The sequence below is a fragment of the Mycoplana rhizolycopersici genome (assembly GCF_013378445.1).
GTDB lineage: Bacteria > Pseudomonadota > Alphaproteobacteria > Rhizobiales > Rhizobiaceae > Mycoplana > Mycoplana rhizolycopersici.
Window position 1 is genome coordinate 90,543 of the sequence record NZ_JABXYK010000004.1, and the last position, 13,105, is coordinate 103,647.

Here is a 13,105-nt window from a genome sequence, read left to right on the forward strand (position 1 = left end):
AATGATGCCATGAGTGCCTCGACCTCCGACCGCAAGCCGTTCAACCTCTCCCGTTGGGCGATCGGCCATCCGAGCATTGCCCGTTTCCTCTTCGGCCTGATCCTTGTCACCGGCGTTCTGGGCCTGATGCGCATGGGCCAGAAGGAGGACCCGGATTTCACCTTCCGCATCATGGTGGTCCAGGCCGTCTGGCCGGGCGCCTCGATCGAGGAGATGCAGGACCAGGTGGTCAACAAGATCGAGCGCAAGCTACAGGAAACGCCGCATCTCGACTGGGTGAAATCCTATACGCGCGCCGGCAGCTCCATCATCACACTCCAGGTCCAGGGCGACACCGATGCCGCCGACGTCGCCGACGCGTTCTACCAGGTCCGCAAGAAGGTGGGCGACATTTCCGGCGAGCTGCCGGAAGGCGTGCTCGGCCCCTACTTCAACGACGAGTTCGGTGACACTTTCATCACGCTGCATTCACTCAGCGGCGATGGCTACACTTATCCCGAGCTGAAGCGGTTCGCGGTCCAGGCGCGCGACATGCTGCTGACGACGCCCGGCGTCGAGAAGGCTGTCATCATCGGCGACCAGCCGGAGAAGATCTACGTGGATGTCTCCTCCAAGGCGCTGGCCGAGCGCGGGCTGACGATCGTCGACCTGCAAAACGCCATCAAGGGCCAGAACAACGTCGATCCGGCAGGCAGCGTCGATACCGGCACGCGGTCGGTCCGCATTTCCGTCGAAGGCAGCGTCGACCGGGCAGATGACATCCGTGAACTTCGGCTGCGCACCGGAAGCCAGGTGATTCGACTCGGCGACATCGCGACCGTCACCTCGGGCCTCGAGGATCCCTATCAGCGCAAGTACCGCTTCAACGGCCACGACAGTGTCCAGCTCGGCGTGGTCATGGCCAAGGGCTTCAACGTTACCGATGTTGGAAAGGCAGTCGACGAGACCTACGCCAGGTTCGAAAGCGGCTTGCCGTATGGCGTGGTCGTCGACCAGATCTCCAACCAGCCCGAGGTCGTCACCGAGGCCATCGGCGAATTCATGAAGGCGCTTGGCGAGGCTCTCGTCATCGTGCTGGTGGTGTCCTTTCTGTCGATCGGCTGGCGCTCGGGCCTGGTGATCGCGATTGCCATTCCGCTGGTGCTGGCCGCGACCTTTGCCATCATGTACGAACTCGGCATCGACCTGCAGCGCATCTCGCTCGGCGCGCTCATCATCGCTCTCGGCCTGCTTGTCGATGACGCGATGATCGTCGTGGAGATGATGGAGCGCAAGCTGGAGGAGGGTCTTGAGAAAGTCGAGGCGGCAAGCTTCGCCTATTCCTCGACCGCATTTCCCATGCTGACCGGGACGCTGATCACCACCGCCGGCTTCATCCCAGTCGGCTTCGCGGCATCGACCGCTGGCGAATATGTCCGCTCGCTGTTCTTTGTCGTCGGCATCGCGCTCGTCGTCTCGTGGTTCGTCGCCGTGTATTTCACTCCATGGCTTGGCTACATGATCCTGAAGCAGCGCGCACATGCGGGCGAGCATCACGATGTGTTCGACACGCGCTTCTATAAGCGGTTGCGGGCGACCGTCGGCTGGGCCGTGCGCCATCGAGTCGCCGTCCTGCTGCTGACGCTCGGCACCTTCGCCAGCAGTCTCTGGGCCTTCCAGTTCATTCCGCAGAACTTCTTTCCGCAGTCCTCGCGGCCGGAGATCCTGGTCGACCTGTGGCTGCCGGAGGGCACCAGCATCAGTGAGGTCGAAAATCAGGCGAAGGCACTCGAGGCCCGTATGATGGACGATCCGGACAAGCGTTTCATCGCCACCTATATCGGCGAGGGCGCGCCGCGCTTCTTCCTCCCGCTGGACCAGCAACTGCGCAATCCGAACTTCGCCCAGCTTCTCGTCATGGCCAACGACGAGCCGGCGCGCGAGCGGCTGATCGTCAAGCTCCGGACCATTCTTGCCGAGGACTTCCCCTCGATCCGCTCAAAGGTTGACCGCCTGTTCCTCGGGCCGCCGACCGGCTGGCCGGTGCAGTTGCGCGTGATCGGGCCAGACCGCCAGGAGGTTCGTCGCATCGCCGACGCGGTGAAGGCGAAATTCGAAGAAAATCCCTTGCTCGGCGCCGTCCATGATGACTGGCTGGAACCCGTGCCGGCGATGAAGCTGGTGATCGACCAGGACCGCGCCCGCGCGCTTGGCGTCACCTCGCAACGAATCCGCCAGATGCTGCAGGCAACGATGGCCGGGGTGCCGCTCGACGATTTCCGCGACGGCGAGGAGACGGTCTCGATCGTCGCTCGCGAGCCCGACTCGAACCGCCGCCTGCTGTCCGCTGTCAACTCGATCTATGTTCCGACCGATTTAGGCGGCTTCGTCCCGGTATCCCAGGTCGCCAAGGTCGTCCCGGTGCTGGAACAAGGCATCGAATGGCGGCGCGACCGCCTGCCGACAATCACAGTTCGCGCCACACTGCCTGATGGCCTCCAGTCGAACGACGTCACGATGAAGCTCTATGACGAACTCAAGGGCCTGCGTGACGGCCTGGCGCCCGGCTACAAGGTCGAGATACAGGGCGGCGCCGAAGACGCGGCCGAAAGCCAGGCCTCGATCGCCGCAAAGGCGCCGATCATGCTTCTCGTCATCGTCCTTCTGCTGATGGTGCAGCTGCAACACTTCGGCAAGGCGATGCTGGTGCTCGCCACCGGCCCGCTCGGCATCATCGGCGCCGCCGCCGCCCTTCTGATCAGCGGAGCGCCCTTCGGCTTCGTGGCGATCCTCGGCGTCATAGCGCTGCTCGGCATCATCATCCGCAACTCGATCATCCTCGTCGACCAGATCGACCAGGACATCGCCGCCGGCATGGAGCGCTCCGAGGCGATCGTGGGCGCTGCCGTACGCCGCTTCCGGCCGATTATGCTCACGGCGCTGGTGGCCGTGCTGGCATTGATCCCGATCTCGCGCGGCGTCTTCTGGGGGCCGCTCGCCTACGCCATGATGGGCGGCATCTTGGTTGCCACGGTCCTGACCATCCTCGTCCTGCCAGCCGCCTATGCGCTGTTCTTCGGCAAGGAAAAGAAGGGCAAGGGGGTGGATGCGCCTCTTTCGGACAGTGCCGGCGATGACGAAGATCGCGCGGTTCCCGCCCCGGTGGCTATCGCGGCCGAGTAGCAGGCGACGCCTGCTACAGTGCACCGATGAGGCGACACCGGGCCGGCGGGCCGTCGAGGCGCCGGTTGCCCAGCGCGAGGGAGTTCTCCGGGAACGTCGCGTGTAAGGCCCGGTAGCAGGCGGCAGCTATGGCTCGAACCTGTTCAAGGCCGCGTTGTTTGCCGCGTGACCAGTTCCACGGGCACGACATGGGCATGTCCCGAAATCTCGGAAGGATCAGATTCCAATATCGACGCAACTGCACTGACAATGGCGCTCACCGGTTGGCGGATGGTCGTGAGCGCGTGCGAGGGCCATCCGGCTTCTTCGATGTCGTCGAAGCCGACAATTCCGATTTCTGAAGGCACGTCCAGACCCAGGTCGAAACGGCACGTGTTGAGAAAGCCCAGAGCGATGCGGTCGGTCGTGCAGAAGACACCGTCTACCGCGCTGCGCATTCGAAGCTCGCGCGCAGCATTGCGACCGCTTTCATAGCCCCCTTCACCGCCCAGCCAGTGCCGCACCGTCAGGCCCTTCTCTTCCGCAGCCTCAGCAAAACCCTGGGCGCGGCGGCGCTGGCTTGGCGTGTCCGATGCTTCGCGCACGACGGCAAGGTTGCGATAACCCCGTTCGATCATGTGGCAAGCCGCAAGCCTGCCGCCGGCACGGTCATCTGTCTGGATGATGTCGACGTTCCCGCTTTCCTGTACCCGGTTGATGAGGATGGTGCGTTGGCGGCTCTTCAGACATTGCTCGACAAGCTTCTCCGATGGCGCGCCCGACAGGATGATGACGGCCTTCACGCGATATTCGAGAACAAGGTTCATCATCGCGGCCATGTCGCGCCTTGCCCCGCTATTGAGAAGAAGCGTCTGCAATTCCCGGTCGGCCAGCATCGCACTGAGGGCGTCGATCTGCGCGGCGATGAAGGGCTCTGACAGCTTGGAGGCAAGGATCGCCACAAGGCTGGATTCAGAGGTCAGCAGCGACTTTGCCAGCCGGTTGATCCTGTATCCCATCTCTTCTGCGGCCAGCAGCACCTTCTCGCGCACTTCGGGCGACACATAGGCACCGGGCGTAAAGGTGCGTGATACTGCCGAGCGCGACACGCCCGCCCGGTCCGCCACCTGCGCTGACGTCACGAAGTTTCTCTTCATCTTCCCCACCCAAGGTCCGATCGCAGTGCACCGTCGTCATAAAACTGAAGCACGGCATTCCTATTGTGCACACGAGTGCAGATGACGCAACGGCTGAGAAACAAGGCGGTTGCGACGGATACGGGCAGGATACTGATCGCTATGGTTTCGATCGCTCTCAAGCGAATTACGAAGGATTTCGCGAAGAAGCGCGTCCTGGACGATGTTTCGTTGCAGGTCGAAAACGGAGAGTTCGTCGCCATTCTCGGGCCGTCCGGCTGCGGCAAGACGACCATGCTGCGGCTGATCGCCGGTTTCGAACAGATGAATTCCGGCACGATCCATTTCAATGACGAAATCATCGCCTCGCCGGAAAGGAATCTGCCGCCGGAAAAGCGCAATGTCGGCATCGTGTTCCAAAACTATGCGCTGTGGCCGCATATGAATGTCGAGCAGAATGTCGGCTATGCGCTGAAAATCGCGGGCGTGTCTTCCGACGAACGGCGCAGGCGGAGCCTCGATGCGCTCGCAACCGTCGCCATGGAAAATTTCGCCGGACGGGCGCCGGCCGATCTTTCCGGCGGCCAGCGGCAGCGTGTGGCGCTCGCCCGCTGCCTGGCGGCAAATCCTTCCGTCATGCTGCTCGACGAGCCGCTTGCAAATCTCGACGTCCATCTCCGCGCCTCGATGGAACGCGAGTTCTCCGATTTCCATCGCCGCACCCGCGCGACGATGATCTACATCACACATGACCAGTCGGAAGCGATGGCGCTGGCGGACCGGATCGCGGTGATGGACGCCGGTCGCGTCATGCAGTTCGCGCGCCCGCACGAGCTTTACCGCGAGCCGCGCAACGAGATGGTGGCGCGCTTCATCGGCAATGGCCTTGTTCTGCCGGTTGCTGATCTTCAGCGCGGCCGCGCCGATGGAACGGTCAATGTCGACATTTTCGGCCACCGCAGCGAAGTGCGTGCCCGCAAGGACCAGGCCAAGCTGGCCGGGGCGAGCCTCGGCGTCCACCCGGACGATCTGAAGCTGGCCGACAGTCCCGTCGAAGGCTTCGCCGCCGAGGTGGAGCGCATCACCTATCGCGGCAGCCATGTGCAGGTCCATTTCCGTCCGCGCCACGCGCCGGATCTGTCGCTTAGTCTGCACGCCCCTCACGATCGCCCCGTCTCGGCGGGCGACACGATTTCAGTTTGCGTCGGCGATGGCTGGGTCATCCCCGAGGCGGCTTGATCTCCTCCTCCCTTCCGACCATCCAATCAAGGAAAACTCCATGCGTCTTCTCTCCACCTTCGCGTTCGTCCTCATGGCCGGGACGGCAAGCGCCGAAACGATCACGCTCTACACCTCGCAGTCTCCTGAAATAGCGCAGCAGACCGTCGATGCCTTCCAGGCAAAGTACCCGGACATCAAGGTTGAGTGGACCCGCAATGGCACCAGTCAGTTGCTCAACATCCTGCGTGCCGAAATCACGGCCGGTGACGTCAAGCCGGACGTGCTACTGGTTGCCGACACGATCAATCTCGGTCAGCTCAAGGCGGAAGGCCGTCTGATGGCCTATCCGGAAGCCAAGGTCGACGGCTACGATGCCGGCACCTACGACAAGGACAAGGCCTTCTTCGGCACGAAGATCATCTCCACCGGCATCGCCTACAACACGCAGACCGCCCAGCCGGTCGAGACCTGGAACGACCTTCTCGTCGAAGCCAACAAGGGCCAGATCGCCGTTCCGAGCCCGCTCTATTCGGGTGCCGCTCTCAACCACCTGCACAGCGTCATCGACGTCGACAGCATCGGCTGGGATTTCTACAAGAAACTCGCCGAACTCGACATCGCGCCTGAAGGCGGCAACGGCCCGGCGCTCAAGGCTGTCGCAAGCGGCCTTGCCAAGTACGGCATCATCGCCGATGCCGACGTGATCCGCGCCAAGGCTAGCGGGTCGCCGGTCGACCTGATCTTTCCGAAGGATGGCGTGTCCTTCATCACCGAGCCGGTCGCCATCATGTCCACCGCGAAGGAGCCGGAAGCCGCCAAGCGTTTCGTCGATTTCCTCCTGTCCAAGGAAGGTCAGGAACTGGTTGCCAAGCAGGGTAACCTGCCGATCGATGCATCGGTAGCGCCGCCTGCCGGTTTCCCGAAGCTCTCCGAGATCAAGCTCCTGCCGATGGATGCCGACAAGGCCGTCAAGAGCGATCAGGACGTGCGCAAGCAGTTCACGGACGTCTTCGGCGGCTGATCCATGACAGATATCGCGGCAGTGATGCCAGGGGAGCGCCGGCCTGTGCCGGCGATCCGCCTCGGTCCCGAAACGCTCACGCTCGGCATTCTCGTCATCTTCGTGGCAACGATCTCGCTTGCGCCGCTCGGCCGTCTGGCGCTGACCGCCATCGCACCTGACGGCACGCTCGATCTCGCCAGCACATGGAGCGTCCTTGCGCGGCCGCGCGTCTTTACGGCGGCGCTGAATTCCCTTTACGTGGCCCTGGCCTCGACGCTACTTGCCGTCGTGCTGGGCAGTATCGCCGCCGTTCTGACAGTGCACGGCAATATACGCTTCAAAGCCGTGTGGGTTTTCGGCTTCGTGCTGCCGCTGATGATCCCGCCGCAGGTCACAGCACTTGCCTGGGTGCAGGCGTTTTCGCCGACCAGTCCGGTGCTCGGCCTTTTTGGTCTGGCCTTGACACCCGGTGTGCGGCATCCGTTGTTTTCCGCCGGTGGCATCATCTTCCTGCTCGGAATCTACAATGCACCGCTGGTGTTTCTGACCGTGCGTGCGGCGCTGCGCCGACTGCCGGCCAACCTTGCCGAAGCCGCCCGCGCATCGGGCGCCGGAAATCTCCAGCTCGTCTTTACCGTGCTGCTTCCGCTTGCCCGGGCCGGCATCTTCGCCGGTGCGGCCATCGCCTTCGTCTCGGCGATCGGCAATTTCGGCATTCAGGCAATGCTCGGCATTCCCGCCCGCTTTCCGACCCTCATAACCCTGATCTACCAGCAGCTGAACAGCTATGGCCCGTCGGGACTGTCCGACATGGCAGCGCTGTCGCTGCTCCTGTCGCTGATCACCGTGATCGCGCTTGGCCTCAGCAACTGGCTCGGCGGACGAGGCGACGTGCGCGTTGAGGAAGGTGGTCGGCCGGCGGAAATCGACCTTGGACGCTGGAGATTGCCTGTGGAGGCCGGAGCCTGGCTCTACCTTTCGGCGACCTTGCTGCTGCCGCTCTCGGCCCTCTTTGCAACCTCGCTGGTGAAGGGTTTCGGGCAGCAGCTCGGCTGGGATACGCTGACATTGACCAACTATGCCAATGCGCTTTTCCATCACGCCTCGATCCGGGACGCGTTTGCGACGAGTCTCCTTCTGACCGTCACCGCTGTCTTGCTCCTCAGCGTCATTTCGCTGGTGCTGGCCTATTTCATCAGCTGGAAGAAAAGCCCCCTCGTGCGGTTGATCCAGATGGCGGCCGAGCTTTCCTATGTCCTGCCGGGCATTGTTCTCGGCGTTGCCATGATCCTGTACTTCCTTCGGCCCCTGCCGCTTCTGGGCTTCAGCATCTATGGCACGATCTGGATCATTCTGGCCGCCTACCTCTCCAACTTCCTGGCGCTGGCGCTGCGGCCGCTGCTGGGCGGGTTCTCCCAGATCGACCGGTCGCTGGAAGATGCGGCGCGCGTGGCCGGCGCCGGCTTCGTCCAGCGCATGCGCGACATCATCCTGCCGATGCTGGCGCCCGCCGTCATCGCCGGCGGCATCATCGTCTTCATGTCGGCGCTCAATGAAATCCAGGTTTCGATCCTGCTGGTTTCCTCCAGCGCGCGCACCATTGGGCCGATGATCGTCTTCCTCGAGGAAGGCGGCTCCTCGACACTTGCGGCGGCCGTCGGCTGCCTGATGATCCTGATCGTCCTGGCGCTGATGGGCATCGCTTCGCTGTTTGCCAATCGCCTGCCGAAGGGAGCACTGCCATGGCGCGATTGACGGCAATCAGCGGGCTCGGCGGCAAGCTTCCTGCCGCCTTCCTGCTGGAAGTGGGAACAAAGCGGCTGCTGCTCGATCTGGGCGAGGGACCGGAACCGGGCGTTTTTCCCGATGTGAGTGATCTAGGCGAGGTCGATGCGATCTGCCTGTCGCATGCCCATGTCGATCACGCCGGCGCGCTGCACCTGGCCGAAAGGATCGGCAATCCGCCGGTCTATGCGACACGCACCACCTTCCGGCAGATCGGCATCGACCCGCTTGTCGATCCACGCTGTCGTCTCCTGCCGGAACAAGGACAGACGAGCGTTGAAACAGTTCCCGTGACCGTCGGTCGCTGCGGTCATGCGCCGGGCGGCATCTGGTTTCATTTCGCCATGGATGGTGGTGTTCTCTATACCGGCGACTGGAGCATGGAGTCGCAGCTCCTGCCGTTCGACAGGCCGCCGGCAGCGGAGTTCATCGTTACCGACGCCTCCTACGGCGACAGGCAGACGGGCCTTCACGACCAGATCGACGCCATTGCCGAACTGGCGCGGGGAGGGGCGGTGCTGCCGGTTCCCTCGGGCGGGCGCGGGCCGGAAATGGCGCTTGCCCTTGCCGCGCGTGGCCTGCCCGTGCAGGTCGACGCACAGATCCGCAACGAAATCGCAAACCTTGCGGAGACGCGCGAAATGACTGGAGGGCCATTGCAGGAAAGGCTCAAGGCCCTGCTGGCAGATCTGCCGGAGACGAAGGAAGCGGACTGGGGTCCTTCCGACGTTCTCATTGCCAGTGAAGCAAACGGAGAGGCGGGCGCCTCTGCGACCCTGGTCGCAAGGATTGACGAAGGATTTCGTTTCATTTTTTCAAGCCACGTCCCGCATGGCACACCGGCCGAGCGGCTGATTGCCGAAAAAGGGGCGGTTTGGCTCGGCTGGAACGTTCATCCACGCCTTGACGATGTGCTTCATCTGGCGGACATGACCGGCGCACGCCGCGTCATGCCGGTTTTCGTCAGGCCGGAGGCCATGACGCTTCTGGCCGAAAGACTTGGAGACCGCCTGGTGCTCGACAGATCCGTCGAGACCTATGCTCACCGATCCTTGAACCATGGAAATGCCGCATGACTGTAAAGCCGCACACTGCGCAGTTCACCGAAGAACAGGAAGACGAGCTTGCCGTCCTCTTTCCCGTGCTTGAAGCAACCGGCTCGCACGGGCTGACACTGTTCATCGGCAACAGGGTCGCAGCAGCAAATCCTGTTCTCCTTCAGGAGAACAACATCACCTCCACGATGAACCTCGCGGTCAACATCGAGATCGCGCCGCTCTCGCTGCCGGACGGCACTCGCGTCCGCCGCACGCATATCGGGCTGATCGACGGGCCAGGCAATACGCCCGAGCACCTGCTCGCGGCAGCTTTCGCGATCTCCGGCATCGTAGAACAGGAAAGCCCCGGAAAGTCGCACTATCCGGCGCATCGTCGCGGGAACCTTCTGGTTCACTGCAGGGGAGGGCGCAGCCGTTCCGCAACGGCCATTGCGCTGTACATGCACATGCATCATCCCGATCGGTTCGAGACGATCGAGGCTGCGGTCGATCATGTCAGGCGCGTGCGTGGGCTGGACACGACCCAGCCGCAGCCGGCCATGCTCGAGATGGCGCGGGCCGCATGCAGGATGATTCCCGCGTTTCGCCGGCCAGACGTTTGTTGACGAGGCGAACTGACCACCCGCTACGGTCGATGGTCGGCCAACGGCGGAATGAAGCCTCTTGGTTTGCGCTAGGAACCGCTTTTGGCCGATAGATCGATAGCCGAGGGCGGACAGACCATCGCTACCACGACGCTAAAGGACCGTTGGGCTTGCGATCAGCGCTCGGCTTGCGCCCCGGACGCCCATGTCAGGCTGTGTCGGAAAAGACGAGGTGGCTCGAGGGCTCGGCAAGTGCGAGGAAAGCGAGAAGGTCCTCGCGCGAGAGCGCTGCGCATCCCGCCGTCGGCGTGTATCCGGGTCGGGCGATATGCAGAAAGACCGCGCTGCCCGCACCCGGGATGGGCGGATCGTCATTGTGACCCAGCACCACAACGATGTCGTAGATGTCGTCCTCCATCCAGAGTTCTTCGTGGCTTGCCGCAAAGGGTAGCTTTACCTGGCGATTGTATTCCGGGTGCGAAGGGGCGTCGCACCAGCCGTCCAGGCGGTCGATGGCTTGTACCGGAAAGGGGGATGCCGGCTGTGCCAGCCTGTCGGCACGGTAGAAAACCTGACGGATCGGCCAACACCCGATCGGGCTCGCGCCGTCGCCCTCGACCTTCTCGCTTGCCGCGCGCAGCCCGCCGCGGCCGACGGCGCAGCGCCAGCGCTTGTCTCCGTAGGCGGCCTGCCAGCCATCTCCGTTTCGAGATACGATCAGATCCAACTCCAAACTCCTTCCCTGAAGCGATACGCCCCCCCGATCGCAGATTGACGTCCCGACTGCGGCGATAGTTCGCATCTATCGAAATTACAGAATTTATCTATTTCATTTATGAGGGGCGCCTGTCTATGTTGCGCCGCGAAGGCGAGTTTTCGCTTTGCAGCAATTTGTACAGGAGATCCCAATGTCCGTCCTCAACACCACCATCAAGCCGTTCAAGGCGCAGGCCTTCAAGCAGGGCAAATTCATCGAAGTGACCGAAGCCGATATCCAGGGCAAGTGGGCGATCTTCTTCTTCTATCCGGCCGACTTCACCTTCGTCTGCCCGACCGAGCTCGGCGACCTTGCCGATCACTACGGCGAACTGCAGCGTCTTGGCGTAGAGGTGTTCTCCGTCTCGACGGACACGCATTTCTCCCACAAGGGCTGGCACGACGCCTCCGAAACGATCGGCAAGATCGAATATGCCATGATCGGCGATCCGACCGGCACGATCACCCGCAACTTCGAAGTGATGCGCGAAGGTGAAGGCCTTGCCGACCGCGGTACCTTCATCGTCGATCCCGACGGCGTGATCCAGGCCATGGAAATCACTGCGGAAGGCATCGGCCGCAACGCCGCCGACCTGCTGCGCAAGGTCAAGGCCGCGCAGTACGTGCGCTCGCATCCGGGCGAAGTCTGCCCGGCCAAGTGGGAAGAGGGCGAAAAGACGCTCGCCCCCTCGCTGCACCTCGTCGGCAAGATCTGACGCGACGCTATGAACGAACCGCCGTCCCGACGATTGCGGGGCGGCGAGCCAAACTTGCCGCGCCTCCTCCCAAGACCGCGGCCGCGATATTCATGAATTCCCGGAGTGCCAGATGCTCGACGACAATCTCAAAGCCCAGCTCAAAGCCTATCTCGAAAAGCTCGTCCGGCCCGTCGAGATCGTCGCCTCGACCGACGACAGCGTGAAGTCCCGGGAGATGATCGCGCTGCTGGACGATCTGGTCGCCCTCAGCGACAAGATCACCGTGAGCCGGCGCAGCGGCGACGGCGAGCGTGCGCCATCCTTCGCCCTGAATAGCCCCGGCCACGACATCCACCTGCGCTTTGCCGGCATTCCGCTCGGGCACGAATTCACCTCGCTGGTGCTGGCGCTTCTGCAGGTCGGCGGGCATCCGCCGCGCACGGAGCAGGCGATCATCGACCAGATCCGCGATCTCGACGGCGACCTGACCTTCGAGACCTATTTTTCGCTGTCGTGCCAGAACTGCCCGGACGTGGTTCAGGCACTGAACCTGATGGCCGTGCTCAACCCGCGCATCAAGCATGTGGCGATCGACGGCGGCGTGTTCCCGGCCGAAGTCGAAAGCCGCCAGGTGATGTCTGTCCCGACCGTCTACCTCAACGGCGAGATCTTTGCGCAGGGCCGCATGGAGATCGAAGAGATCGTTGCAAAGCTCGACACCAACTCCGCTGCGCGGGCGGCGGAGAAGCTGAACGAGCGCGAGCCTTACGACGTGCTTGTGATCGGCGGTGGCCCGGCGGGCGCGGCGGCTGCGATCTATGCGGCACGCAAGGGCATCCGCACGGGCATTGCCGCGGAGCGTTTCGGCGGCCAGGTGCTCGACACCATGGCAATCGAGAATTTCATCTCCCTGCGGCATACCGAGGGTCCGCAGCTCGCAGCCTCGCTCGAGGCACATGTAAAGGACTATGACGTCGACGTCATGAACCTGCAGCGCGCACAAAAGCTGGTGCCGGGGATCGATCATGTTTCCGTCGAACTTGCCAACGGCGCCACCCTGCGTTCCAAGACCGTGATCCTCTCCACCGGCGCCCGCTGGCGGCAGATGGGCGTTCCCGGCGAGGACCAGTACCGCAACAAGGGCGTTGCCTATTGCCCGCATTGCGATGGGCCGCTGTTCAAGGGCAAGCGCGTGGCGGTGATCGGTGGGGGTAATTCCGGCGTGGAGGCCGCGATCGATCTCGCCAACATCGTCAGCCATGTCACCCTGATCGAGTTCGACGGCAAGCTGCGCGCCGACGACGTGCTGCAGCGCAAGCTTCGCAGCCTGCCGAACGTCGATGTCCTGCTGAATGCCAGGACTTCTGAGGTTCTGGGGGACGGCAAGAAGGTCACCGGCCTCGTCTATGAGAACAGGATTGCGGGCCAGCGCCATACGCTTTCGCTCGACGGCATCTTCGTGCAGATCGGCCTTTTGCCGAACACCGAGTGGCTGAAGGGTACGGTGGAACTTTCCTCGCGCGGCGAGATCGTCGTCGATCATCACGGCCAGACGTCGGTGCCGGGCGTCTTTGCGGCAGGCGATTGCACCACGGTGCCCTACAAGCAGATCGTTATCGCCGTCGGGGAAGGGGCGAAGGCATCGCTCTCGGCGTTCGATCACCTGATGCGGACTTCGGCACCGGACACCGACAACGCCAAGGCCGCCTGATCGATCGGCGCG

General features: G+C 63.0%; 10 protein-coding genes. 8 read left to right on the top strand and 2 right to left on the bottom strand.

The window, feature by feature from the left end; translation table 11 throughout:
- The first annotated feature begins 9 nt into the window (after positions 1-9).
- Positions 10-3,162, top strand: a complete 3,153-nt coding sequence (locus HV823_RS07770) for an efflux RND transporter permease subunit (RefSeq protein WP_176949155.1) — start codon at positions 10-12, stop codon at positions 3,160-3,162.
- A 143-nt stretch (positions 3,163-3,305) separates the two neighbouring features.
- Here HV823_RS07770 and HV823_RS07775 read toward each other — a convergent pair whose 3' ends face one another.
- Positions 3,306-4,298 carry a LacI family DNA-binding transcriptional regulator gene (locus HV823_RS07775; RefSeq protein ID WP_176949156.1) on the bottom strand — a complete coding sequence of 331 codons (993 nt, stop codon included), beginning with the start codon at positions 4,296-4,298 and terminating at the stop codon, positions 3,306-3,308.
- A 141-nt stretch (positions 4,299-4,439) separates the two neighbouring features.
- On the opposite strand from HV823_RS07775, the gene HV823_RS07780 reads away from it, so the two are divergent.
- The 5 genes from HV823_RS07780 to HV823_RS07800 are packed head-to-tail and all read left to right on the top strand — an operon-like array spanning position 4,440 to position 9,949.
- Positions 4,440-5,516, top strand: coding sequence for an ABC transporter ATP-binding protein (locus HV823_RS07780; protein ID WP_176949427.1), 1,077 nt, complete (start codon positions 4,440-4,442; stop codon positions 5,514-5,516).
- Between the two features lie 40 nt (positions 5,517-5,556).
- On the top strand, positions 5,557-6,519 hold the full coding sequence (locus tag HV823_RS07785; RefSeq protein WP_176949157.1) for an ABC transporter substrate-binding protein: 963 nt from the start codon (positions 5,557-5,559) through the stop codon (positions 6,517-6,519).
- A 3-nt stretch (positions 6,520-6,522) separates the two neighbouring features.
- A complete protein-coding gene (locus HV823_RS07790) occupies positions 6,523-8,256 on the top strand; it encodes an ABC transporter permease (RefSeq protein ID WP_176949158.1) in 1,734 nt (577 codons plus the stop codon).
- A complete protein-coding gene (locus HV823_RS07795; RefSeq protein WP_176949159.1) occupies positions 8,244-9,362 on the top strand; it encodes an MBL fold metallo-hydrolase in 1,119 nt (372 codons plus the stop codon). Before HV823_RS07790 ends, HV823_RS07795 begins: the two co-directional genes overlap by 13 nt.
- Positions 9,359-9,949, top strand: a complete 591-nt coding sequence (locus HV823_RS07800; protein ID WP_176949160.1) for a dual specificity protein phosphatase family protein — start codon at positions 9,359-9,361, stop codon at positions 9,947-9,949. The genes HV823_RS07795 and HV823_RS07800 overlap by 4 nt, the downstream gene beginning before the upstream one ends.
- A gap of 187 nt (positions 9,950-10,136) precedes the next feature.
- Here HV823_RS07800 and HV823_RS07805 read toward each other — a convergent pair whose 3' ends face one another.
- On the bottom strand, positions 10,137-10,655 hold the full coding sequence (locus HV823_RS07805) for a L,D-transpeptidase family protein (protein WP_176949161.1): 519 nt from the start codon (positions 10,653-10,655) through the stop codon (positions 10,137-10,139).
- Between the two features lie 181 nt (positions 10,656-10,836).
- On the opposite strand from HV823_RS07805, the gene ahpC reads away from it, so the two are divergent.
- Positions 10,837-11,400, top strand: coding sequence for an alkyl hydroperoxide reductase subunit C (gene ahpC, locus HV823_RS07810; RefSeq protein WP_176949162.1), 564 nt, complete (start codon positions 10,837-10,839; stop codon positions 11,398-11,400).
- Between the two features lie 112 nt (positions 11,401-11,512).
- Positions 11,513-13,093 carry an alkyl hydroperoxide reductase subunit F gene (ahpF, locus tag HV823_RS07815; protein ID WP_176949163.1) on the top strand — a complete coding sequence of 527 codons (1,581 nt, stop codon included), beginning with the start codon at positions 11,513-11,515 and terminating at the stop codon, positions 13,091-13,093.
- The last annotated feature ends 12 nt before the right edge of the window (positions 13,094-13,105 follow it).